Source organism: Phascolarctobacterium succinatutens YIT 12067 (genome assembly GCF_000188175.1).
In the GTDB taxonomy this organism is placed as follows: Bacteria; Bacillota; Negativicutes; order Acidaminococcales; family Acidaminococcaceae; genus Phascolarctobacterium_A; species Phascolarctobacterium_A succinatutens.
Genome location: NZ_GL830883.1, coordinates 14,580 through 37,531, shown reverse-complemented (window position 1 = coordinate 37,531; position 22,952 = coordinate 14,580). Strand labels below are relative to the sequence as shown.

Genomic DNA, 22,952 nt, shown 5'->3' with positions numbered 1-22,952 from the left:
TACTTTCACCTCCTATGTTCTTGAATGCGAACATATTGCGGACACTGACGCGCTATTGATTCCACTCCATAAATCATGGTTTGCAATATAGCCTCTGTCAGGTCGGTAGGAGCACTGTTCAATGCTACCTCGAAGATTCCGTCCTCCTGATTAACGACATAGGACGGATTGAGTTTCAAATGTTTCTCCAAGCCAAGCAAGGGAGCCTGTGTCAGAGCGGAAACCGCGCTGCAGACAATGTCTGAGCCTTCCTCACTGTAGCCAGCATGACCACTAACCTTATAGCCGGTAATCATACCCTGCCTGTTCCTGAATAAATCAACACTTACCATAAAAATTATGCGTTAATAGCGGTGATTTCAACAGTAGTGAACGGTTGACGATGACCTTGACGTTTACGGTAGTTGGATTTAGCTTTGTATTTGAAAACGAAAATTTTGTCTGCTTTGCCGTGTTCAACAACTTTAGCAACAACTTTTGCACCTTCAACTACGGGCTTGCCAATCTTAACATCAGCATCATTTACAACGGTCAGAACTTCTTCAAAAACTACTTCAGCGCCAACTTCTGCGTTCAGTTTTTCAACTTGCAGAGTTTCGCCTTCGCTTACACGGTATTGTTTGCCACCGGTTTTGATAATTGCGTACATCTATTGCACCTCCCTTAATGATAGACTCGCCAAATACGGTACCCTGACGCCAGGGATTTTCAGAACCTCTCTGCGCGGTTGGGGACGGACCAAATCAGTCCATACTGGAATATTTTACCTTAATGTCTGCTATTTGTCAACACCACTGTTATCTAAAATCATAAAACTTTCTACATGCAGTGAAGCATCTGCCTCAACCTTCAGGGTGCAGGCCAATTCTCTTTCCCAGGCACGCAAATCCTTGCTCACCAGCCACTCTGCCAGCCAGGGATTAGCTGTAATCAAAAGATTCTTTGAGCTGCTGCGACGCTTCAGCAAAGTACGCAGACGACGCTTAATTTCCAAAGAAAGATTTTCTCTGCTCTGCACACGTCCGCTGCCGTTGCATACCGGGCAGGGAGTGTATAGTACGCTTGATAAATTCTGACGCGATTTTTTTCTGGTAATCTCTACAAGATTCAGCACCGTGATATCCTGCACCTTGGGATGCATTTTATCACCCTTCAGCGCCTGCTGCAGAGAGTTTATAATCTCTCTTTTGTGATTGTCGGTATGCATATCAATAAAATCTACTACGATAATGCCGCCAATATCACGCAAACGCAGCTGACGCGCAATCTCCAGCGCCGCTTCGCGGTTAATCTGCATTATCGTCTCTTCCAGATTTTCGCGTCCGCTGAACTTGCCGCTGTTAACATCAATAACCGTCATTGCCTCGGTGTGGTCGATAACAAGGTAACCGCCGCTCGGCAAAGTCACCTGTCTGTCGCTGATGCCGGCAACCGCTTCTCCCTGCTTATGATATTCAAAGATATCCTCCAGGCCCTGATACAGCGTTACCCTGATATCCTGTGCCTGCGGCATCTCGGCCAACAGCTCCTCTACACGCTTATAAATCGGCAGATTATCAATCACGATTTCTGTCAGCTCCGGACGCAGATAATCGCGCACAATACGGATTGGCAGATCAAGCTCACGCCTCAGCAGGCAGGGAGCCTTCGCTACACGCTCACGCGCCGCCAGCACCTTCCAGTCAGCCGCCAGCTCCTGCACGTCGCGCTCCAGAAGCTCACGCGCAACACCGGTCGCCGCCGTGCGCACCACAATCCCCATACCGACAGGACGTACACCCTCGCAAATCGTATTCAGGCGCTCGCGCTCCTCCTTATCGGTAATCTTACGCGAAATACCCACATAATCTGCCTGCGGCAGCAGTACAACATAGCGTCCGGGCAAGGTAATTTCGCGGGTAGCAGTAGGACCTTTGGTACCGCGTGCATCCTTAGATATCTGCACTATCAGGCTTTGACCTTCGGTAACGTCCTTTTTATTACCTAAATACAGAAAAGCATTTTGCTCCAGACCGATATCAACAAAGGCAGCCTGAATGCCACGTACTACATTGCATACCTTTCCCTTAAATACACTGCCTACAAGATGCTGCTCTTCCTTGCGCTCTACCAGATATTCCATCAATATTCCGTTTTCCAGCAACCCCATACGGTTTTCGTCTTCGTTGGCGCTTATAATTATTTTAGCTATCATCGCTACTCTCCGCTCTTAAATAATCATGATATTATATTGTAGCATAAATTACGCCTGCTGGCAAAAGCAACGGCATTTCTGTATGTTAAAAATCCATTAAAGCGCATATAGGCAAAAGCTCTTAGAAAAAGGTTTCATTTTCATTTCTGGCAGCCTTGAATGCAGCAAGCATATTATCTGTTTTCTCCTGCAAGGGAGGCGGAAGAATTCTTGCCTGCTTAGGACACGCATGGATGCAAGCCATGCAAAGAATACATTTTGCTGCATCCGTAGCCATCTTGCCGTCCATATTTGATATAGCATCTGTCGGGCAGATTTTTGCGCATGCTCCGCATGATGTACACGTTGGCAAAGAAAGCGGCGCTGCCGCCACATTCATCTCCGGCTTATAGGGGCGATTACCGGGAACATGAACATTTTCTGCGGAAGTGCTGCTCTTCACTGCTTCGGCAAATGTACGGATTTCTTTTATATCATCCGCATCAGGTCTGCCGGCGCCAACCTCCGGCACAATAGAATGCTGCGCCACAAAGGCAGCTGATGCTATTACCGTAAAGCCGCCTTGAATCAGAATGTCATTCATCTCCAGCAATGCATCCTCATAAGCTCTGTTACCATAAACAGCGATAGTTACGGCCTTCTTCCCCTCACCGGCAAGCGTTTTTATTTTTTCACGCACGACAGAAGGAATTCGTCCTGCAAATACAGGCGCTGCAACAATAATCAGCTCACCCTGCGGTTGCTTCGTCGGCGTTTGCTTATCTCTCAAATCATGCCATACTACATCTTTGCCTACGGCAGCAGCAAAAATATCGCTTACCTTTTTTGTTCCTCCCGTGGGACTGAAATAATAAATCTCCATTTTATCTGACATTTTTCGTCCTCCTTTTCTTTGTGCATACATATAATAATTTTAACTGCAGCCTCTTCGAAAACTTTTTTCTCTTAAGCAATAATTATGCATCACTTGATATTATTGTAAAACAAAAAGTGAGATATGGCCAGCGCATAAATATGTACAAACGCAAAAATCCCTTAGCTATGAGTTTTATACTCACAGCTAAGGGACTTGTTTTTACTATTATAATGTATCAGAAATCATTCGAACTCAATAGTAGCAGGCGGTTTGGTGGTATAGTCAAAGAGTACACGGTTGATGTGCTTAACCTCATTGACGATACGGTTAGCAGCAGTAGTAATAGTTGCCGGCGGCAGCATAGTTACTTCTGCAGTCATGAAGTCGGTAGTAGTTACCGCACGCAGAGCGATAGCATAATCATAGGTACGCTCGTCGCCCATAACGCCGACACTGCGCATATTGGTCAGAGCTGCAAAGTACTGGCTCGGACGCTCGCTCATCGGCAGCTTGTCTACCTCTTCACGATAAATTGCATCGGCATCCTGTACGATAGCAACCTTTTCCGGAGTTACATCGCCGATGATGCGGATTGCCAGACCGGGGCCCGGGAACGGCTGACGTGCTACCAGATTTTCAGGCAGGCCAAGCTCACGGCCGGATTGACGAACCTCATCCTTGAACAGGTCACGCAGAGGCTCAACGATTTCCTTAAAATCAACAAAGTCAGGCAGACCGCCGACATTATGATGGCTCTTAATGGTTGCAGATTCGCCGCCGAGGCCGCTTTCTACAACGTCAGGATAAATGGTGCCCTGTGCCAGATAGTCAACAGCACCGATTTTCTTAGCTTCTTCTTCAAATACGCGAATGAATTCTTCACCGATAATTTTACGTTTTCCTTCCGGAGCAGTTACGCCTGCCAGCTTGCTGTAGAAGCGCTCGCGTGCATCAACACAGATGAAGTTGATATCGAACTGACCGCCTTCACCGAAAACAGCGCAAACCTCTTCACGCTCGTTTTTGCGCAGCAGACCGTGGTCTACAAATACGCAGGTCAGTTGTTTGCCGATAGCCTTAGCCAGCATAGCGGCACAAACGCTGGAATCAACACCGCCGGAGAGTGCGCACAGAACCTTGCCGTCACCGATTCTTTCTTTCAGCTCAGCAACAGTCTGCTCTACGAAGGAATCCATTTTCCAGGTACCTGCACAGCCACAAACATTGTAAACAAAGTTGCTCAGCATCTTGGTGCCGTTTTCGGTATGCAGAACCTCGGGATGGAATTGTACACAGTATAATTTACGGGCTGCATCTTCAGCAGCAGCAACCGGGCAGTTCGGGGTGCTGGCAACAATCTTGAATCCGGGAGCTGCGGTTTCGATATAATCGTTATGGCTCATCCAGCAAACATTCTTCTCGGAAAGACCGGCGAACATCGGGCTGGTGGTGTCGAGGTCGACAACGGTTTTTCCGTATTCGCGCTCGGGAGCTACGCATACATGACCGCCGAGCATATGCATCATCAGCTGGCTGCCGTAGCAAATGCCCAGAACAGGTACGCCCCAAGTATAGATTTCCGGATCAATAGTAGGAGAATCCTCCAGATAAGCACTGTTAGGACCGCCGGTAAAAATAATTCCCTTAGGATTTTTAGCCTTAATTGCTTCCAGGCTATGCTTATAGGATACGATTTCGCAGTACACACCGCTTTCACGTACGCGTCTTGCGATTAACTGGTTATACTGCCCGCCGAAGTCAATTACGAGCACCATTTCTTGTGCATTATTTTGCATCAATCCTTCACTCTCCTTCAAAAATAAACATGCTGCTTATATAGCAGTTATGTAAAAAATTATACGTTTTTAATATATTATAGATTACCATAAACGGCATGAAAATGCAATGAAAATGCTATTTCAGCGTCATAACGTCTTGTTTTGGCAGAAGTATACATCCTACTGCTCTTAAAATGTACTTTGCTGCAATAAATAACAGTAAGCTTAAACACAAACATCCCATATTCAAATATCATTAATGACTGCTAAATTGAAATTTACAAATCTTTCAGAAAATGCTATAATATTTTTTAGGTATGTCACAAGGCTACCTAGGGAGTATTAGCTGACAGAAATTCTAAAAAATCTGACAGCACCTATTTTAGGAGGGATATAATGCAGCAAAATGCAGATGTGAAGGATTTAGCACAAAAAGTGATAAATCAAAACAAATCACAAAACAACAAAAGTCAATTTATTCTATGGATGGGCGCATTGGTAGTCGGTGCCATTCTCGGTTACATGGGAATTAAACCCCTGAATGAATTATTCAATTTCATCGCTACCGTTTATACACGCCTCTTCCAATTTATCGCCGTACCGACCATTGCTTTAGCCGTAATCACTACATTGGCTGCTTTGGGAAGCAAAAAAGAAACCGGCCAAATTTTTGCTCACGCCGTAGTTTATACCTTTTTGACTACTGTTTGTGCAGCAGGCATCGGTCTTGCTATCTATCTTTGGGTAGCTCCCGGCAACCTGCCGGCAGAAATTATTGGCAGCGGCATGTCCAATGTACCGCAAAATCTTGGCAAGTTAAGCTACTACGACCACATTTTAAATGTTATTCCTAACAACATGCTGCAGCCGTTCCTCGCAGGCAACGTACTTTCCGTAATGCTGATTGCTGCTGCTATGGGCTTAGGTCTGGCATTCATGCCTAAAACCGAAAACAGAGAAGCTCTGCTGAAAACAGTATTAGGCTTCCAGGAGCTGCTGTTCACTCTTATTAAAGCGCTGCTGTTCATACTGCCTCTCGGTATTCTGGCATTCGCAGGTCAGCTTTCCGCACAGATTGAAGCCGGCGTAATCGTTGGCGCTCTGGGCAAATACACTCTGGTTATCATGGCCAGCAACTGTGTTCAGTTCTTCATCGTTCTGCCTATCTTCCTGCTGGCAAGAGGCCTGAACCCGATTGATGTATTCAAGAAAATGTCTCCGGCAGTCGCTGTTGCTCTGTTTACCAAGAGCTCCGCAGGCACCCTGCCTGTAACCATGGCTTCCGCTGAACAAAACTTGAAGGTTAACAAAGCTGTTTCCCGCTTTGTACTGCCTATCTGCACCACCATCAACATGAACGGCTGCGCTGCCTTCATCTTGATTACCTCCATTTTCGTAATGCAGAACGCAGGCTTCGAGCTGTCCATGTCCACCATGCTGACATGGCTGCTGGTATCCGTACTGGCTGCTGTTGGTAACGCAGGCGTACCGATGGGCTGCTACTTCCTCACCCTGTCTCTGATGAGCGGCATCGGCGCTCCTATCGGCATCATGGGTATCATCCTGCCGATTTACACCATCATCGATATGGTTGAAACCGCAGAAAACGTTTGGTCCGACTCCTGCGTTTGCGCAATGACCGACCATGACCTCAAAGGTAAAATTGCCGAAGAAGAATAAGCCATAAAGCAAATAACTGCTAATTCGCTGTGAATTAGCAGTTATTTTTTTTCAGGAAAAACAAAAACGCCGTCAGATAAACATCTAACGGCGAAAAATTCACTGGAGCTGGCAATAGGAATCGAACCCACAACCTGCTGATTACAAATCAGCTGCTCTGCCAATTGAGCTATGCCAGCACAAAATTCTTTTATTATTATAAAGGATAAAGCCTGTTTTGTCAATACTTTCACAAGCAAAGATTTTAGAGCAAGCTTACATGTAAAAATACCAGTAGGTTACACCGGCCAGCAGTATCCTGTAAACCGCAAAGCTGGTCAGCTTGGAATTCTGCAAAAATTTCAGGAACCATAATACCGAAATATAAGCAACTATAAAGGATACAACAAAACCTATTGCCAATACCTGCATATCACCGGCAGAAAGATACTGGAGGTTTCTGAGCAAATCATAAATACAGGCCACAAACATCAAGGGTACAGCAATCACAAAGGTATAGTTTGCTGCAGCACTGCGAGTCAGGCCAACAAGCAATCCTCCGGCAATAGTACTGCCGCTGCGGGAAAAACCCGGCCACAGGGAAAGAAATTGATAAATACCAACCCATACTGCCTGACGGATAGAAATTTTATCGACATCATCCACCAGTTCAGCCTCGCGGCCTTTAGTTCTATATTCCGCAAACATCAGCAGCAGACCGCCCAGGAAAAGACCGATTGCTACCGTAAAAGGAGAAAACAGATACTCCTTGATATAGTGATACAGGAAGAAGGCTACCAGCATAACCGGTACGATACCGGCAGCTACATGCCAGACAGAAAGTCCCTTATTTATATCCCAGCCATCTTTGGTAAAGAATCTGGCAAAACGCTCTTTGTAAATAAATACTACAGACAGGATAGCGCCCAACTGTACAAAGACATCAAAAACATCTGCCAGCTGGCCTTCAAAGCCCAACACGTGACCGACAATAATCATATGTCCGGTAGAAGAAACCGGTAAAAATTCTGTCAGACCTTCGACAATACCCACAATAACGGCAATTAAATTTAAGTCCATGATTTACTCCCTTTCGCAAACACTAAGCCTTTTTATTATACTCTGAATCACGCTTAACTGCAATGAAATCTCACTATTTTTTTAAATTTTTCACAGTTCATAAAGCTGCACACAAAAACAGAGGATGGTGCAAGCACCACCCTCTGTAATATAAGTGTATAATCTTAATCTGGGGTTAAATCTAGTAATCAAGTTTAAATCAATCGCCAAAGCACAATCCCAGCTGGCGTCCTGTACGGATAATTTCGCTGTCCACAGGAACCTGACGCGGTTTTGATGCTGCCTTTTGAATAAAGACGGTAACAATCTGATCATGATACAGTGAAACCATAACATTATATTCACGTCTTAGGCAAGCCTCTGCTGCTGCCACGCCGTAACGCGTTGACAGCACACGATCAAACGCTGTAGGCGAACCGCCACGCTGCAGATAACCTAATACGGTACAGCGTGATTCGATGCCTGTCTGCTCTTCAATGGCCTGCGCCACCTTTTCGCCCGCACCGCCAAGGCGGATCGGCTCAAAGCTGCCCTCAACCATACGTGCGATTGACATCTCGCCACCCTCAGGGCGTGCGCCTTCGGCAACAACAACAATACTAAAATTCTTTCCGGCAGCCTTTCGCGCCTGAATCTTAGCAATCACCGGCTCCAGCTTGTAAGGAATTTCCGGTAGCAAAATAACGTCCGCACCGCCGGCAATACCACTGTGCAAAGCAATCCAGCCGGCATAACGGCCCATAACCTCCAACACCATAACACGGTGATGTGATTCGGCAGTAGTATGCAGTCTGTCAAGCGCTTCGGTAGCCATAGCCATAGCAGTATCAAAGCCGAATGTCCGCTCTGTGCAGGGCAAATCATTATCAATGGTCTTAGGTACGCCAACAACCTTAATATCACATTCACGCGCCAGCTCGGCACCAATATTCAGGCTACCGTCACCGCCGATAACAACCAAGGCTTCTATATCGTATTTACGCAGGTTTTCGATAACCTTTTCGCGCATATCCTTATATACAAGCTCACCATTTTCTTCAACAGCAAAATGGAAGGGATTATCACGGTTCGTGGTTCCTAAAATTGTTCCGCCGCGCGGTAAAATACCCGATACTGCAGCATAATCCATCAATTTAAGATTATCGTTTATCAGGCCGTTAAAGCCATTGAGTACGCCATAAACCTCACAATCGTTCTGCAGGAAGGTTTTTACAACCGCACGGATTACAGCATTTAATCCCGGGCAGTCACCTCCACCGGTCAAAACAGCAAAGCGACGTTTTTTCTGCTCCATATCAAGCCTCCGCTTATTAACTATTAACCTTCTACGTTCCAGATCTTAAAGCCATCGGGGCTGATACGGATAGCTTCGGTACCGTCAAATTTGTCATAGCACAGGTTACCGTTATCAATGTATCCGGGCCATGCGGTTACGATAGTAAACTTTTTGCTCAGTTTACGCATCAGGCTGTCGGTATTGATGTGGAATACAGGTACAAACAAGGTCTGCAGTCTGTCAAGAATGATAACATCTGCATTGTAGCTTGCCAGAATATCTGCAAACATATCAGGAGCATACAAGCCTCTGTCAGCAGCCGGAATTGCCAGGAATTCCTCACTGATCAGCATGCGGCAGTCAACGTAGGTCCATTTTTGAGATTCTGCAGCTTCACGTAAAACTTTGCTCTTGCCACTGCCCGGTTTACCGGTAACAATAACAACATTTCCTTTGTCGGTCTGAGCCTCTGCTACAACCTTCACTAATTCTTCAACTTGATTCATTTGAAAAACCTCCTCTAACACCGAAGTGTCAATTTTTCTTTACTGACTTGTTAATATATCTATTCGCTATACTTGTCAAAAATCCTCTTAATAAAAAAACACCATTCTGAAAATTTCAAAATGATGTAGATTTTTGTTACAGTTTTATCAATTATCCGCTTTTTCAGGAATTTTTATTCTTGAAACGCTCATACGGATCAATAGCCAGCAGTCCGCTGTAAACTGTACGCAGATCAGTAATATCTCCTTTGCTGATGATATATTTTTCAAGTTTACGCTTTACACGCTGCAGCGCATTATCAATAGATTTGATATGACGCCCCAGCTCAGCAGCAATTTCCTGATAGGATTTGCCATCAAGATAGCTCATCAGAACCTTCCATTCCAGGTCACTGAGAATATCATTCATCTTGCTTTCAATATCGCTGAATTCCTCACGGCTGATAATCATATCCTCCGGATTAGCAACCTTCACACCGCTGATGACATCCAGCAGCGTGCGGTCACTGTCCTCCTCATAAATAGGCTTGTTAAGCGATACATAGGAGTTGAGAGGGATATGCTTCTGTCTGGTAGCAGTCTTTATTGCCGTAATAATCTGCCTTGTTACACACAGCTCGGCAAACGCACGGAACGATGCCTGCTTATCGGCACGGAAATCACGGATAGCCTTATAAAGACCGATCATGCCTTCCTGAATAATATCTTCTCGCTCGGCACCTATTAAAAAATAGCTGCGAGCCTTGGCTCTGACGAAGTTTCTGTATTTATGCAGCAGATATTCCTGCGCTAAAACATTATCATGCTGTTGTGATTCTAAAACGATTTCCTCATCAGTCATTTTTGCAAAAGCGTCATTGGGATCGTTTTGCATTACAGTATCTGTAGCCATCAATAGCATATCCTCCGTCTGTTCATCTATCTGCCACTGTCTTGCAAAACAGTTATCGCAAATATCTTCATAATAAAAGCATCAGTGTTTTTATTATATCCTGCCTGGTGTTTTCCGTCAACTTTTCTCCCGACGCAATTTTTCCAGATGAGCCAGAACATGTCCGCTCACTATGCCACCAAGCTCATTGCGGTTTAAAGCTCGTCTGGGGACATGCAGACGCTCGGCAATTTCCTTTTTTGTCTTATAATACTGCTCGCGGAATTCCCTGGAGGAAATGCGGTATGCACCTGCTCCCAAAATGTTAATCTGCTCCGCGTAGTCACTGGTGACAACGAAAACCTTTGCCTGTACACGTCTAAGCTCGTAGGCTCTGCGTTCAATCCAGGAATCTGCCGTTTCTCCCTCATCGGTAAATACAACGTCAATGCCATGAATTTTTTCGGAAGCAGCAGCGCCTGCCACCTCCTGAGCATCAAAAACTACGATAGCACGATAGCCCTTAAAGGCAGCATATTCTGCCACACCCGCTACCAGCAGCTCGCGTGCATGCTCCAGGTTTTCCTGACGCAGCTGGGCAAAATCCTTCCAGGCGTTAATTACATTATACCCATCAATTATCAGATATTCGCCCATGCCTTCACCTCTTTAGAATTGATGTCGTTGACGTACTACCTCGTACATCAGGACAGCACCCGCAGCCGATGCGTTCAAAGAATTAACGCCGCCGTTCATCGGAATGCTGACAACATCATCACATTTTTGTTTTACAAGTCGGCCTAAGCCTCTGCCTTCAGCGCCGATTACCAGTACAATCGGACCGCTCATATTGGCAGCATAAAAATCAACGCCATCCATATCAGCCCCGACAACCCAGCAGCCGCGCTGCTTAAGCTCTTCGATAGTCTGGGCGATATTGCCGATTTGCACAACGGGTACATATTCTACCGCACCTGCGGAAATCTTGGCAACAACAGCGTTCAGCGGGCAGCTGCGGCGGCGCGGCATCAGCACGCCATGCACGCCTGCGGCATCGGCACTGCGGATAAGAGCACCCACGTTCTGCGGGTCCTGCAGCTCATCCAAAAGCAAAATAAACGGCTCTTCATTTTTTTCTGCCGCACAGGCAAAAACATCATCCAGAGTACGGAATGCAATCGGTGCCGCTAAAGCAGCTACACCCTGATGACGCAGACCTTTAGCCAGCTTATCCAGCTTTTCGGCCTTTACGGTTTCTACAGGTACACCCTTTTGCTTTGCCAAAGCAATGATTTCGCCCAGACTGCCGCCATGAGCGCCTTCCTGCAAAAGTATTTTATTTATTGAACGCTGACTGCGCAAGGCTTCACTAACCGCATTACGTCCAGCTATTAAATCATTATTCTGCTCAGCCATAGTTTCTCCTTACTGCTTTTGCTCTGCCTTGGCTTTTGCCGCCAAAATTGCCTGCAGACGTCCGCAGGACATAGCGCCCTCGTGACAAACGCCCTCAGATACACAGGTCGGACCTGCATTTTCAAAAATAACCGGTGCTACAGCCTGACATTGGCGCAGCATCTCATTAGCCAGCGCACGGATTTCCCATTGTGCACGGGTGCAGCAGCGCAGGCTGAAGAAGTTCAGCAAGGAGCGTGCATTAAACGTGCAGACAATCTTCGTTTCTGTTGCGTTAGGCAGAATATAACGGGCATCCTCAGCCGGAATATCAAGCGCGATAAACTCGTCATACATTGCCTGAATCTCAGTCATCAGCTTGTCGAATTTAGCCTTAGCCTCGGGCTTAGAAGCAATGGAAGCAGGCACAATTGTTTCAAAATCATGCTCCTTCACATAGCGCTGAGATTGCTGGGAATAAGAAGCAATACGGTGGCGCACCAGCTGATGTGTCAAAACACGGGATACGCCTTCGATAGCAAAGGTAAAGGTAACATGCTCCAAGGTGGACAAGTGCCCCATGCTTACCAGTTTGCGTACCAGATTTGCTGCCTGCTCATCACTGATTTTTTCTTCCAGCTGAGCGGCACCAATCGGTGAATAGCACAGACGCGCGCTCATAGCCACAGTACGCTCCGGCTCCGGCGTATGACGTACTAATTTTACCATCATATTTATCATCTCCTCTCTTTTCAACGGACAAATAGAGGGGTATTATTTTTTGTGATTTTCCTGCATATATTTGCTGATAATATCAAAGGAAAGATCCATAACCTCTTGCAGGCGCTCCTCGCGTTCTTCAAGGAACAACCAGCCCAAAAGTGCTTCAAAAGCTGTTGCCATACGGTATTCATGCACTGAGGCGCTTTTCGGCACCATCGACTTAGTATTACGGCCGCGGCGGAAAATAACGCTTTCCTCCTCGCTCAGGCCTGCCTCCAGCTGCTGCATTGCCTGACATTGGCACACTGCAGAAACCATCTTGGAACCGATGTCATGTACAATTCTTACATGCTTGGAAGTCGGCAAAAGGCGCAGACGGACATACATAGAAAAAACTACGTCGCCGATATACGCCAGCAGAATCGGATTTATTTCCTTAGTTGCAGGAAAAGGAGCACCGGCAGCCGCACAGGCTGCCAGGGCATGCTCCTTTAGCATTTTGTATTGTTCAAATTTCATTATTGCTTAGACCACTTTACGCCTTGCGGAGTATCCTGCAGCACAATGCCGATTTCATTCAGCTTATTGCGCAGCTCATCTGCCAGTGCGTAATTTTTGTTTTTACGTGCATCCTGACGCATAGCGATAAGCATTTCCACCAACTCGGCTTCCTTGCTGTCGCCTGCCTCTTCTGCAGCCGGAGCAGCAGTTTTTTCCAGAACACCGATGATAGAGCAGGTTTCTGCAAAGACATCGTTAAACATAGCAACCAGCTTGCCGTCCGGTTTAATGCCGGCATCAACAACTGCCTTATGGTAAATGTTGATTTCCTTAGCCAGAGCAAACATATGGCTGATAGCCAGCGCAGTATTGAAGTCATCGCGCATAGCTTCCATAAATGCTTCACGCAGCTCTTTAACCTTCTCGCGCAGTGCCAAGCTTTCGGCAGTCGGGCCGGCGCTCAGCATTTCGCTCAGCTCACCCAAAGTTTCCTGTGCCTGACGCAGACGTGCAAGGCTCTTTTGTGCTTCGGTAAGACGTGCATCGCTGAAGTCCAGCGGGCTGCGATAATGCGTGGAAACGATGAAGAAACGCAGAGTTTCCGGATCGTAATGCTCTAAAATATCGATAACCATGAAGAAGTTGCCCAGAGATTTGGACATTTTTTCTTCGTTAACGGTAATAAAGCCGTTGTGCAGCCAGTAATGTACGAAAGGATGAATGCCGGTGCAGCCTTCGGATTGAGCAATCTCGTTTTCATGATGTGGGAAAATCAAATCGCTGCCGCCACCATGGAAGTCAAAGGTTTCGCCCAGATACTTCATGCTCATGGTAGAGCATTCAATATGCCAGCCGGGACGACCGGGACCCCAAGGGCTCTCCCAAGCAGGCTCGCCCGGTTTAGCGGATTTCCACAGCGCAAAATCCATCGGATTATGCTTGCGGTCATCAACGTCTACACGTGCACCAGCCATCATATCCTCAATATTACGGCCGGAAAGCTGTCCATAGTATTTAAATTTTTCTACACTGTAGAAAACATCGCCGTCAACAACATAGCCATAGCCATTGTCAACCAGGCATTGAACGGTTTTGATGATATCATCGATATGCTCGGATACACGCGGATAAACATGCGCACGGCGCACATTGAGTTTATCCATTACTTCAAAGTAGGAGTCAATATAGCGGTTGCAGATATCATACCATTGTACGCCCTCTTTATTGGCAGTGTTGATAATCTTGTCATCAACATCGGTAAAGTTCTGTACATGGGTTACGTCATAGCCTTCATGCTCCAGAAAGCGGCGGATAACGTCCCAGGTTACGAACGGACGCGCATTACCAACATGCGGATGGTTGTACGGAGTAACACCGCAAACATAGATGTTGGCTTTGCCCGGATGAATAGGTACGAATTCTTCTTTTTGTTTGGTTAAGGTGTTATATACTTTAATGCTCATAATAACTATTCCTTTGCAAAAATTCTCTGAGCGACAAGAGGGCCTGGGATGCGAGCAACGCCGTTACGAAGCAGATGAGGCCTTATCGTCAGTCATCAATCAAAGATTTACGCCTGTTTTTGCCAAGCTGGATTTAATACGTTTTGCAGTACGCTCAACGCCCAGCAGCGGAACCATTGCTGCCAGCTCAGGACCATGCTGATTACCGGTCAGAGCGACACGAATCGGCATGAATACATCCTTGCCCTTCAGCTTAGTTGCTTTCTGAATCTGCTTGAACAGAGCTTTAACTGCATCATTGTCCAGTTTTTCTACCTTCGGCAGCTCTTCCAGCAGCATATTGATAACTGTCGGCACAGTTTCAGCCTTCAGGACTGCTTCTGCTTCCTCGTTTTCAAAATCGAATTCATCATTGAAGTACATTTCTACGCATTCAGGAATTTGGGCAGCATATGAAATGTGCTCCTGTGCGGTTGCTACAACGCGTTTCAGCCAAGCCAGCTTCTCGCCTTCTTCTTCGCCGGTCATGTAGCCTGCAGCAATCATGTGCGGTTTAGCAGCTTCAAAGAATGCTTCCGCATCCAGCTGACGCATATAGTGCTGGTTAATCCAGTTCAGCTTGTCGATATCGAAAACAGCAGGGTTCTTGGCAACACGGTCCATGCTGAATTCGTGAATCAGCTCGTCCATGCTGAAGATTTCCTGCTCACTGTTCGGAGCCCAACCCAAAAGTGCCAGGAAGTTGTTGATAGCTTCCGGCAGGTAACCCAGCTGACGATATTGGTCAACACTAGTAGCGCCGTGACGCTTGCTCATTTTGGTGTGGTCCTTGCCCAGAATCAGGGAAATGTGACCGAAGGTCGGTTGTTTGAAGCCCAATGCATCATAAACGAGGCATTGACGCGGAGTGTTGGACAGATGCTCTTCAGCGCGGATTACATGAGTAATGTGCATCAGCGCATCATCGATAACTACAGCATAGTTATAGGTCGGAATACCGTCGGATTTAACAATAACGAAATCACCGATATTATTGGAATCAAAAACTACATCGCCACGAACCATGTCGCGAACGAGAATCTGCTTGTCGGCAGGAACACGGAAGCGAACGGTCGGTTTGCGGCCTTCAGCTTTGAACTGAGCAATCTGCTCTTCGGTCAGATGACGGCATTTGCCCATATAACGCGGCATTTTGCCTTCTTTGATCAGGCTCTGGCGTTCTTTCTCCAGCTCCTCATCGGTGCAGTAGCAATAGTAAGCCTTGCCTTCAGCCAACAGCTTGTCAGTATATTTTTTATAGATATCAAGACGTTCCATCTGATGATACGGTCCGTTCGGGCCGCCAACATCAACGCCCTCATCCCAGTCCATACCCAGCCACTTCAAAGCAGCCTTGATATTTTCCTCGGATTCCGGGGTAGAACGCTCACGGTCGGTATCCTCGATACGCAGAATCAGCTTACCGCCGGTTTTGCGGGCCAGCAGATAGTTGAACAGCGCACTGCGCGCACCACCGATATGGAACGGGCCGGTCGGGCTCGGCGCAAATCTTACTCTAACTTCATCATTACACATTGATATATCCCTCCAAATTTATCTATTAACATTAGATTTACCAAAAAAGCACAATCACTCCGGCTCCGGCTAAAATAAATTTCCTTCCACCGGTATATCCAAACAGATTACACTTATCAGTCTAATTATTATATCACATCTTGACAATACTCGCCACAGCTTCAGCGGCAATACCTTCACCTCTGCCTGTAAAACCGAGCTTTTCTGTTGTTGTTGCCTTAATATTTACTACGGACTCAGCAACATCCAAGACCTTGGCAACATTGGCACGCATTTTGGCAATATAGCCTGCCAGCTTCGGGCGTTGGGCAATAATGGTTACATCCACGTTATTAACCTGCCAGCCTTCCTCCTGCAAGAGCTTTTTGACATGCAGCGTCAGCTGCATGCTGTCAGCTCCCTTAAAGCGTTCATCCGTATCCGGGAAGTGCTTGCCGATATCTCCCATGGCCGCCGCGCCCAAGAGCGCGTCCATCAGCGCATGCAACGCCACATCTGCATCACTGTGTCCCAAAAGGCCTTTTTCATAAGGCACCTCAACACCGCAGAGAATTAATTTACGTTCTTCTCCCAGCTTATGTACATCATAGCCGCAGCCGATGCGAAATTGCGGCATTACAATCTTATTTTCCATCTTCCTGCTCCTGTTGCGCCAGCAGATTTTCTGCAAAAAGCAAATCCTCCGGCGTAGTAATTTTAATATTTTCGTAGCGTCCTAACGCTGTCGCTACCTTATGGCCCATCAGCTCTACTACCGAAGCATCGTCGGTAACAGCAGCGGGATGTGCCGCCAAATGTGCGTAAGCCTGCTTCAGCAGTTCCGCAGTAAAAATCTGCGGTGTCTGCACTGCCATCAGCGTACTGCGCTCAGGCGTAGCAGTTACAATACCGTCGGTGCCGACAACCTTGATGGTATCTTTCACCGGAACGGCAGCAATTGCGGCGCCATGCACCTTAGCGGCAGCCAATGTGCGTTCAAAAACAGCGCGTCCCGCAAAAGGACGCGCACCATCGTGAACAGCGATATAACAATCTGTTTCCTCTACTGCGGCCAACGCATTGGCAACACTGTCCTGACGCTCCTTCCCGCCGGCTACTACGCAAAACGGCAGCGTCCGGAAATAATCTTCCTGATAGCCTGCCAAAAGCTCACGGCCTTCAACAACCTCCTGCGGCGCCAGCACGACAACGGCACGCTTAACCAGACCTGTTGCCTCCAACATATGCAGACAGTGCACCAGAAGAGGTGCACCGTTCAGCATAGCAAAGGCCTTATTAATCCCCAGCCCCAGACGCTTACCGGCGCCTGCAGCCGGAACAATTACAATAAGTTCATCCTTGCCCATCTCAAAGCTCCTATTTTGTTTTTGCGAAAATCATTCTTCCGGCAGAAGTCTGCAGCACGCTGGTTACAACAACAATTGCGCTGCGGCCGATGAAGTGACGTCCGTTTTCTACAACGATCATAGTACCGTCATCAAGATAAGCAACAGCCTGTCCCTGCTCCTTGCCTTCCTTAACCAGGAATACGTTCATTTCCTCGCCTGCAACAACTACCGCTTTAATAGCGTTCGCCAGCTCATTGATATTCAACACCTTAACGCCCTGAATACCTGCAACCTTATTCAGGTTATAATCATTGGTAATAATGTCAGCGTTAGCCTGTCTTGCCAAACGTACAAGCTTAGCATCCACGCCTTCCAAATCATCATAATCGTTATCTACGACCAGAATACGGTTCTTGTAGCTTATCTGCAAATCATGCACCAGGTCCAAACCACGACGGCCTTTGGCACGCTTCATATTATCCGAAGAATCCGCCAGCTTCTGCAGCTCCTCCAGCACAAAATTCGGCACCACCAGCTGACCGTCCAAAAAGCCTGCAGCCATAATATCCATAACACGTCCGTCAATAATGACGCTGGTATCAAGCAATTTATTGCTGCTGTAAAGACGGTCACCCAAAGGTCCCTCCAATACGCTCTTTGTTTCATCGACAGGCTTTACGGACTTACGCGTAGGAATGCGGTTAAAAAACTCCACAATATCATTATGCTTACGCAAAGCCAGCTTAGCACCGACAACCGAAAGTACAAGGCTTAGTACGATGGGAATAAACGGTCCGATAACCGGCAGTCTGGAAAAAGGACTGCCTATCAGATTTGCTAAAATCAGACCGATGCCGATACCGAAAATCATTACCAGAATATCACTGGTAGGTACGCCGGAGAGAGAAACCGTCAGACGTTCAGCGTAATTGAACAGCCATTTTGTAATAAACGGTGCCAATACTAGGCCAAGCCAAGAAGATATAAAAAGACCTGGTAAAGTCAGTATCATGGTAGCAAAGGTAATTCCCATTAAGCCATTGCCGTGTAAATCATAGCCCAAGTAATTTGATAAAAACGGTAAAGATAAATTTGTTAGTATGAGTCCGGTTACAATAATAATTAACGATATGCTCAGGCTAATAATTTTTCTCAGCATTTCAATTTCTCCTTTCTCTGAATTTCTGATACATAGTATTTCATCCTACTATTATATCAATTATATAATACAGCTATAATCCGCAAAAAACAAGTAAATAACTTTTTTAAATATGACATTAATGAAAAAAAGGCCTAAAAATTTTGCAAAAAAACCGTTTTAAAGCAGTTTCTAACTCAACAGCCTTAAAACGGTCTTTATATTCTGCCTAATTACAGCAACGCTCTAACCAGTTGCCCGCTTTCTCTGCATCCACATCCTTAATCAGCATTATTTCACTTTGCAAAATCTGCTTCGTACTGTGCAGCAATCTGCGCTCACCTACGGAAATTTTCTTTCTGCGTTCTAAAATAGTCAGTATTTTAAAGATTCTTGCGACCTCAGCAACACTGCCGCTTTTTATCTTCTGCATATACAACTGAAAGCGCCGATTCCAGGAAATCGCCTTCACCGTTTGTACATCCGGTACTTCATGCAGCGTATTCTGAATTATTGCCAGAGTTTCATCATCGCCAATATAACGTAAACCTAATTTTTCGGCGTTTTCTACCGGTACCGACACTGTCATATTGTCAAAAAGCATTTGTAAAATGTAATACTTCACAGTCTCGCCATCCTGTATATGTGCTTCTATATCCTTGATAATAGCTCCACCATGAAGTGGATATACAACTCTGTCACCCATCGCAAACATCTTCAACCCTCCTAAAATTATAATTCTGATAAATACATTGTAGCACACCCCTTCTTTATTGTCAAAAATATTTTATTTTACCACTATCTTTCTAATATGTCAACCTTTAACTAGGATGTTGGTCTATCTTCAGAATTCTTTTAACATTTAGCGATAAAACCACACTTAAAAGAATAATATTTTACAAACTGTTAACTAATTACAGCTTCTGCTGCCCCGTTAAGCTCTTGCAAAAGATATTTTTTTCTTGCATAATATAAGTGTCTAAAACAGTAAAGGAAGTAAAAATTATGGACAGCAACGAAAAATATGAATTATTATTAACACAGCTTCGCGCAAAAGAAGGCTTTATCTGCGATATGGATGGTGTTATCTACCACGGAAATAACCTATTGCCCGGAGTAAGAGAATTCGTAAACTGGCTCTATGAAGAAAAAAAGAGCTTTTTATTTTTGACTAACGCCAGCGAACGCAGTCCCAAAGAACTGCAGCAAAAGCTTTTACGTCTGGGACTGGAGGTTGACGAAAGTCATTTCTATACCAGTGCTCTCGCCACTGCCAAATTTATCCATTCGCAGGCCCCCGGCTGCAGTGCCTACGTTATCGGCGGCCCCGGTCTTGTCAATGCGCTTTATGATGCCGGCATCACAATGAATGATGTTAATCCCGATTACGTTGTAGTCGGCGAAACAAATTCTTATAATTATAATATGATTCTCAAGGCAGTAAGCCTGATTAACCAAGGAGCACGCCTGATTGCAACAAACAGCGACCTTACCGGCCCCTCTGATTTCGGTATCATCCCCGCCTGCCGCGCACTGGTCGCACCTATTGAGCTTGCTACCGGCAAAAAGGCTTACTTTGTCGGCAAACCTAACCCCTTGATGATGCGCACAGGCTTGCGTCTGCTGGATGTTCATTCAGAGGATGCTGCTATGATCGGCGACCGTATGGATACAGATATCGTTGCCGGTATGGAAAGCGGTCTGATGACAGCTCTTGTTCTGAGCGGCGTAAGTACGTTGGAAAATATTAAGGAATTCTCCTACCGTCCGTCTATCATCTTAAACGGCGTCGGTGATATTCCGAACAAATAATGTTATACCTCACGGACTGCCGCACTCGGCAGTCCTTTTTCTTTAGCGCAGCACTTGACTTAAAGTACACTCTAACATATATAATGTAAGCAAGAATTATATAAAGGAGCCTTAATGAATAATATGCGCATTTTTCTTTTCGTCGGTACGATTGATGCTCTCATGAGTATCATCGGTTATATGTATTATCGCCATTATCTGCCCTTCGGCCGCACACTGACCTTCGGGCTTATATATCTGCTGATGGCACTCGGCACAGCTATCAGTGTCATTCTGCCGCAGGGAACGCCTCATTTTCTGCTCAAGCTCACTGCGTGGATAGAAGGACTTTGGATTGCTTTTTGCTACTACACACTTCTGTTGGCCATCATTCATCTTCTCTGCCTGCTTTTCAGTAAGCTGGGCGGTTGGCAGCTACCTTCAGCAAAAATCAGTATCATCGGCCTTGCCTTTATCTGCTGCTTCATTACCTGGGGCAGCTGGCGCGCCTTTCACCCGACAGTACGCACAGAAGCACTGGTAACGGAAAAGCTGCCGCAGAATGCTCATTATAAAATTGTCTTTCTCACCGACCTGCATATGGGAAGAATACTCGGCCATGACTACGCAGAACGTCTGGCAGCACGCATCAACGAGCAAAAGCCGGACTTTGTTGTAGTCAGCGGCGATATGCTTGATGAGCGCATTTTTTATGTAGAAGAGGAGGATACGCTTTCTGCTCTGGCTCAAATCAAAGCGCCTGTCTACATGGCCTTCGGCAACCATGATTATCTTGACGAACCATTGCGCTGGCAACAAATGCTCACAGACAAGGGCTTCTACATCCTGCGCAATACCGATACCATTATCGACAACAAAATCAAAATAACCGGTATAGATGATTACAGCAAAAACCGTACCAACAACCAGCTTATAAACCTTTCCTCCCAAAATGAAGACTACTACAGTATTCTGCTCGATCATCAGCCTCGCCGTATGGATGCTGCGGCTGCTGCGGGTTATGATCTTTATCTGGCAGGCCATACGCATACAGGCCAGCTTTTTCCCAACCGTCTGGTAACGAAAAAAATGTACAAGCTGGATTACGGCCGTACAAACTTTGGCAATCTGACCGCAATCACCAATAACGGCTACGGCTTTTGGGGACCTCCGGTTCGCACGGAGATAGCACCGGAAATGGTTGTATTGGAGCTGCGGGGAAAATAACTTCTGCCGGATAAAGCTTTCCAAAAAAATACACAGCAGACTAATATAATCTGTTGTGTTACAAAAAAAAGGACCACTGCGTGTTTATAGCGTAGTGGTCCTTTTGATTGACATTATTCAGCTTTTGCTTCTTTAGGTGCTTCAACAATTATTTTGGCATCAACAACATTTTTCTTAATGGACTCAATGCCGCGTTTGCATCCTGCCATTGCCTTGTAGCCTTCACCGGTAGCAATAATCTGTCCGTTGGTTGCCTTCAAACGGAAGCGGAATTCTCCGGCCTTGTCTTTATAAACTTCAAATTTCGGATGCTTACAAGGGGTAAAGCCTTCTACCGTCTGGTCCTCTATCGGAGCAACAGGAGCATTGTTGATAACACTGGCAATACCCTTTCGACAGTACTTCTCATCCTTATAAACCTGGGAGCTGGCAATGACTTCACCATTTGCAGCTTTTAAATTAAATTTAACGCCATTTTTTGCCTGAGAAATTATGAATTTACCCATTTTGTAGCCTCCTTTAAATTTAGTATGGTCTATATGTTTATTTTATGCCATCAGCACTAAAAACACAAGTATTTTTATTTAAACTACACAATTTAGCAATTTTTAATCGATAACATTCTTCAATGAACCGATTTTTTCAATAGAGCAGACAATTTTATCACCGTGCTGTAAGAATGTCGGCGGTTTCATCCCCATGCCGACGCCGGCCGGAGTACCGGTAGCAATAATTGTACCTGCAGCTAATTTCATGCCCTCTGACAGCTCTGCAATTGCACCAGAGACAGTCTGAATCATATAACGGGTATTACTGCTCTGGCGCAGCTCTCCGTTAACCGTACAGCTGATATCAAGTGCCTGCTCATCGCCAATTTCATCTGCCGTAACAATACACGGTCCCATAGGCGTAAAGCCGTCAAGACTTTTTCCCAAATACCATTGCTTATGACGCGTCTGCAGATTACGTGCACTGATATCATTAATAATTGTATAACCAAAAATATAATCTCTGGCGTTTTCTTTGCTGACACCCTTGGCATCGCGTCCCAGGATTACTCCCAGCTCTGCTTCGTAATCAAGGCTGTCTACCAATCCTTCATAACGCGGAACACTTTCACCGCTTGCCGTTGCTCTGTTCACACGCTTGGAAAAATAAATTGTGTAGGGGCGTTCACCGCCGAAAGCTTCACTGGAAAAGCGTCCTGCTTCCTGAGCATGTGCATCATAGTTAATACCAAGGCAGACTACATCCTGACGCGGATGAACAATCGGTGCCAGCAGCTTTACTTCCGGAAGCTTGACTGCAGCGCCCTGCAGAACGTCCTCATTATCAGCCAAGTGCTCCAGCTTTGCCTTAACCTCAGGCGTATAACGGCATATTAATTCATTCATATCCGCAACTGCCAGCTCAGGCACAAGTCTTGCCAATAAATTCAGTCTGTAAACGGCTTCATTCTCACGAAAGCCAACAAGAATTTCCTCACGTCCCGCTATCTCTACTGTATAAAAACGCATTATATCTTCCTCCTCTTGGAATATTGATAGTTTGTATCATGCTAAAGCCATAGTATTTTCGGATCATATATCCG

The 22,952-nt window shown here is 45.9% G+C and carries 24 protein-coding genes and 1 tRNA gene; 3 read left to right on the top strand and 22 right to left on the bottom strand.

The window, feature by feature from the left end; translation table 11 throughout:
- Window positions 1-5: 5 nt before the first annotated feature.
- From HMPREF9443_RS05025 to guaA, 5 genes are all read right to left on the bottom strand, one after another.
- Window positions 6-332 (bottom strand): ribosomal-processing cysteine protease Prp, encoded by a 327-nt coding sequence (locus HMPREF9443_RS05025; RefSeq protein ID WP_009145438.1) that lies wholly within the window; start codon window positions 330-332, stop codon window positions 6-8.
- Window positions 333-337: 5 nt separating this feature from the next.
- Entirely contained in the window at window positions 338-649 is a 312-nt protein-coding gene (rplU, locus tag HMPREF9443_RS05020) for a 50S ribosomal protein L21 (protein ID WP_009145437.1), read from the bottom strand.
- Between the two features lie 129 nt (window positions 650-778).
- Window positions 779-2,194, bottom strand: a complete 1,416-nt coding sequence (locus tag HMPREF9443_RS05015; RefSeq protein WP_009145436.1) for an Rne/Rng family ribonuclease — start codon at window positions 2,192-2,194, stop codon at window positions 779-781.
- Window positions 2,195-2,315: 121 nt separating this feature from the next.
- Window positions 2,316-3,068, bottom strand: a complete 753-nt coding sequence (locus HMPREF9443_RS05010; protein ID WP_040565070.1) for an EFR1 family ferrodoxin — start codon at window positions 3,066-3,068, stop codon at window positions 2,316-2,318.
- 224 nt (window positions 3,069-3,292) lie between these two features.
- A complete protein-coding gene (gene guaA, locus HMPREF9443_RS05005) occupies window positions 3,293-4,846 on the bottom strand; it encodes a glutamine-hydrolyzing GMP synthase (protein WP_009145434.1) in 1,554 nt (517 codons plus the stop codon).
- A 378-nt stretch (window positions 4,847-5,224) separates the two neighbouring features.
- On the opposite strand from guaA, the gene HMPREF9443_RS05000 reads away from it, so the two are divergent.
- A complete protein-coding gene (locus HMPREF9443_RS05000; protein ID WP_009145432.1) occupies window positions 5,225-6,508 on the top strand; it encodes a dicarboxylate/amino acid:cation symporter in 1,284 nt (427 codons plus the stop codon).
- A 103-nt stretch (window positions 6,509-6,611) separates the two neighbouring features.
- Here HMPREF9443_RS05000 and HMPREF9443_RS04995 read toward each other — a convergent pair.
- The 15 genes from HMPREF9443_RS04995 to HMPREF9443_RS04925 form a co-directional block, all read right to left on the bottom strand.
- Window positions 6,612-6,687: transfer RNA gene (locus tag HMPREF9443_RS04995), tRNA-Thr, on the bottom strand.
- Window positions 6,688-6,763: 76 nt separating this feature from the next.
- Complete coding sequence (locus tag HMPREF9443_RS04990) at window positions 6,764-7,567, bottom strand: undecaprenyl-diphosphate phosphatase (RefSeq protein WP_009145431.1); 804 nt, start codon at window positions 7,565-7,567, stop codon at window positions 6,764-6,766.
- 199 nt (window positions 7,568-7,766) lie between these two features.
- Window positions 7,767-8,861: a 6-phosphofructokinase gene (locus HMPREF9443_RS04985; RefSeq protein ID WP_009145430.1), complete on the bottom strand. Its 1,095-nt coding sequence runs from the start codon at window positions 8,859-8,861 to the stop codon at window positions 7,767-7,769.
- A 23-nt stretch (window positions 8,862-8,884) separates the two neighbouring features.
- A complete protein-coding gene (brxF, locus tag HMPREF9443_RS04980) occupies window positions 8,885-9,349 on the bottom strand; it encodes a BREX-3 system P-loop-containing protein BrxF (protein WP_040565069.1) in 465 nt (154 codons plus the stop codon).
- A gap of 163 nt (window positions 9,350-9,512) precedes the next feature.
- Entirely contained in the window at window positions 9,513-10,250 is a 738-nt protein-coding gene (sigH, locus tag HMPREF9443_RS04975; protein ID WP_009145428.1) for an RNA polymerase sporulation sigma factor SigH, read from the bottom strand.
- 108 nt (window positions 10,251-10,358) lie between these two features.
- Window positions 10,359-10,877 carry an NYN domain-containing protein gene (locus HMPREF9443_RS04970; RefSeq protein WP_009145427.1) on the bottom strand — a complete coding sequence of 173 codons (519 nt, stop codon included), beginning with the start codon at window positions 10,875-10,877 and terminating at the stop codon, window positions 10,359-10,361.
- Between the two features lie 12 nt (window positions 10,878-10,889).
- Window positions 10,890-11,636 (bottom strand): 23S rRNA (guanosine(2251)-2'-O)-methyltransferase RlmB, encoded by a 747-nt coding sequence (gene rlmB / locus HMPREF9443_RS04965; protein WP_009145426.1) that lies wholly within the window; start codon window positions 11,634-11,636, stop codon window positions 10,890-10,892.
- Between the two features lie 9 nt (window positions 11,637-11,645).
- Window positions 11,646-12,347 (bottom strand): FAD-dependent thymidylate synthase, encoded by a 702-nt coding sequence (thyX, locus tag HMPREF9443_RS04960; RefSeq protein ID WP_040565068.1) that lies wholly within the window; start codon window positions 12,345-12,347, stop codon window positions 11,646-11,648.
- A gap of 42 nt (window positions 12,348-12,389) precedes the next feature.
- Window positions 12,390-12,857, bottom strand: a complete 468-nt coding sequence (locus HMPREF9443_RS04955; RefSeq protein ID WP_009145424.1) for a Mini-ribonuclease 3 — start codon at window positions 12,855-12,857, stop codon at window positions 12,390-12,392.
- Window positions 12,857-14,305: a cysteine--tRNA ligase gene (gene cysS, locus HMPREF9443_RS04950; protein WP_087942305.1), complete on the bottom strand. Its 1,449-nt coding sequence runs from the start codon at window positions 14,303-14,305 to the stop codon at window positions 12,857-12,859. Before cysS ends, HMPREF9443_RS04955 begins: the two co-directional genes overlap by 1 nt.
- A gap of 96 nt (window positions 14,306-14,401) precedes the next feature.
- Entirely contained in the window at window positions 14,402-15,877 is a 1,476-nt protein-coding gene (gene gltX / locus HMPREF9443_RS04945) for a glutamate--tRNA ligase (protein ID WP_009145421.1), read from the bottom strand.
- A gap of 133 nt (window positions 15,878-16,010) precedes the next feature.
- Window positions 16,011-16,511 carry a 2-C-methyl-D-erythritol 2,4-cyclodiphosphate synthase gene (ispF, locus tag HMPREF9443_RS04940; RefSeq protein WP_009145420.1) on the bottom strand — a complete coding sequence of 167 codons (501 nt, stop codon included), beginning with the start codon at window positions 16,509-16,511 and terminating at the stop codon, window positions 16,011-16,013.
- Window positions 16,501-17,223 (bottom strand): 2-C-methyl-D-erythritol 4-phosphate cytidylyltransferase, encoded by a 723-nt coding sequence (gene ispD, locus HMPREF9443_RS04935; protein WP_009145419.1) that lies wholly within the window; start codon window positions 17,221-17,223, stop codon window positions 16,501-16,503. The genes ispF and ispD overlap by 11 nt, the downstream gene beginning before the upstream one ends.
- Window positions 17,224-17,233: 10 nt before the next feature.
- The gene (locus tag HMPREF9443_RS04930; RefSeq protein ID WP_230197150.1) at window positions 17,234-18,268 is read right to left on the bottom strand and encodes a PIN/TRAM domain-containing protein; all 1,035 of its coding nucleotides are present in this window, start codon (window positions 18,266-18,268) and stop codon (window positions 17,234-17,236) included.
- 304 nt (window positions 18,269-18,572) lie between these two features.
- On the bottom strand, window positions 18,573-19,058 hold the full coding sequence (locus HMPREF9443_RS04925) for a CarD family transcriptional regulator (RefSeq protein ID WP_009145417.1): 486 nt from the start codon (window positions 19,056-19,058) through the stop codon (window positions 18,573-18,575).
- A gap of 290 nt (window positions 19,059-19,348) precedes the next feature.
- Between HMPREF9443_RS04925 and HMPREF9443_RS04920 the strand changes: the two genes are divergently transcribed.
- Together HMPREF9443_RS04920 and HMPREF9443_RS04915 are read left to right on the top strand one after the other, a co-directional pair.
- Entirely contained in the window at window positions 19,349-20,155 is an 807-nt protein-coding gene (locus tag HMPREF9443_RS04920; protein WP_009145416.1) for an HAD-IIA family hydrolase, read from the top strand.
- A 114-nt stretch (window positions 20,156-20,269) separates the two neighbouring features.
- The gene (locus HMPREF9443_RS04915; RefSeq protein WP_009145415.1) at window positions 20,270-21,361 is read left to right on the top strand and encodes a metallophosphoesterase; all 1,092 of its coding nucleotides are present in this window, start codon (window positions 20,270-20,272) and stop codon (window positions 21,359-21,361) included.
- 113 nt (window positions 21,362-21,474) lie between these two features.
- Here HMPREF9443_RS04915 and HMPREF9443_RS04910 read toward each other — a convergent pair whose 3' ends face one another.
- Together HMPREF9443_RS04910 and HMPREF9443_RS04905 are read right to left on the bottom strand one after the other, a co-directional pair.
- A complete protein-coding gene (locus tag HMPREF9443_RS04910) occupies window positions 21,475-21,867 on the bottom strand; it encodes a YegP family protein (RefSeq protein WP_009145414.1) in 393 nt (130 codons plus the stop codon).
- Between the two features lie 102 nt (window positions 21,868-21,969).
- Window positions 21,970-22,878 (bottom strand): fumarylacetoacetate hydrolase family protein, encoded by a 909-nt coding sequence (locus tag HMPREF9443_RS04905; RefSeq protein ID WP_009145413.1) that lies wholly within the window; start codon window positions 22,876-22,878, stop codon window positions 21,970-21,972.
- Window positions 22,879-22,952: the final 74 nt, after the last annotated feature.

Bases quoted from the DNA above. Each gene is read 5' to 3' on its own strand.
- HMPREF9443_RS05025 (WP_009145438.1), bottom strand. From the start codon at position 332: ATGGTAAGTGTTGATTTATTCAGGAACAGGCAGGGTATGATTACCGGC.
- rplU (WP_009145437.1), bottom strand. From the start codon at position 649: ATGTACGCAATTATCAAAACCGGTGGCAAACAATACCGTGTAAGCGAA.
- HMPREF9443_RS05015 (WP_009145436.1), bottom strand. From the start codon at position 2,194: ATGATAGCTAAAATAATTATAAGCGCCAACGAAGACGAAAACCGTATG.
- HMPREF9443_RS05010 (WP_040565070.1), bottom strand. From the start codon at position 3,068: ATGTCAGATAAAATGGAGATTTATTATTTCAGTCCCACGGGAGGAACA.
- guaA (WP_009145434.1), bottom strand. From the start codon at position 4,846: ATGCAAAATAATGCACAAGAAATGGTGCTCGTAATTGACTTCGGCGGG.
- HMPREF9443_RS05000 (WP_009145432.1), top strand. From the start codon at position 5,225: ATGCAGCAAAATGCAGATGTGAAGGATTTAGCACAAAAAGTGATAAAT.
- HMPREF9443_RS04990 (WP_009145431.1), bottom strand. From the start codon at position 7,567: ATGGACTTAAATTTAATTGCCGTTATTGTGGGTATTGTCGAAGGTCTG.
- HMPREF9443_RS04985 (WP_009145430.1), bottom strand. From the start codon at position 8,861: ATGGAGCAGAAAAAACGTCGCTTTGCTGTTTTGACCGGTGGAGGTGAC.
- brxF (WP_040565069.1), bottom strand. From the start codon at position 9,349: ATGAATCAAGTTGAAGAATTAGTGAAGGTTGTAGCAGAGGCTCAGACC.
- sigH (WP_009145428.1), bottom strand. From the start codon at position 10,250: ATGCTATTGATGGCTACAGATACTGTAATGCAAAACGATCCCAATGAC.
- HMPREF9443_RS04970 (WP_009145427.1), bottom strand. From the start codon at position 10,877: ATGGGCGAATATCTGATAATTGATGGGTATAATGTAATTAACGCCTGG.
- rlmB (WP_009145426.1), bottom strand. From the start codon at position 11,636: ATGGCTGAGCAGAATAATGATTTAATAGCTGGACGTAATGCGGTTAGT.
- thyX (WP_040565068.1), bottom strand. From the start codon at position 12,347: ATGATGGTAAAATTAGTACGTCATACGCCGGAGCCGGAGCGTACTGTG.
- HMPREF9443_RS04955 (WP_009145424.1), bottom strand. From the start codon at position 12,857: ATGAAATTTGAACAATACAAAATGCTAAAGGAGCATGCCCTGGCAGCC.
- gltX (WP_009145421.1), bottom strand. From the start codon at position 15,877: ATGTGTAATGATGAAGTTAGAGTAAGATTTGCGCCGAGCCCGACCGGC.
- ispF (WP_009145420.1), bottom strand. From the start codon at position 16,511: ATGGAAAATAAGATTGTAATGCCGCAATTTCGCATCGGCTGCGGCTAT.
- ispD (WP_009145419.1), bottom strand. From the start codon at position 17,223: ATGGGCAAGGATGAACTTATTGTAATTGTTCCGGCTGCAGGCGCCGGT.
- HMPREF9443_RS04925 (WP_009145417.1), bottom strand. From the start codon at position 19,058: ATGTTTGCGATGGGTGACAGAGTTGTATATCCACTTCATGGTGGAGCT.
- HMPREF9443_RS04920 (WP_009145416.1), top strand. From the start codon at position 19,349: ATGGACAGCAACGAAAAATATGAATTATTATTAACACAGCTTCGCGCA.
- HMPREF9443_RS04915 (WP_009145415.1), top strand. From the start codon at position 20,270: ATGAATAATATGCGCATTTTTCTTTTCGTCGGTACGATTGATGCTCTC.
- HMPREF9443_RS04910 (WP_009145414.1), bottom strand. From the start codon at position 21,867: ATGGGTAAATTCATAATTTCTCAGGCAAAAAATGGCGTTAAATTTAAT.
- HMPREF9443_RS04905 (WP_009145413.1), bottom strand. From the start codon at position 22,878: ATGCGTTTTTATACAGTAGAGATAGCGGGACGTGAGGAAATTCTTGTT.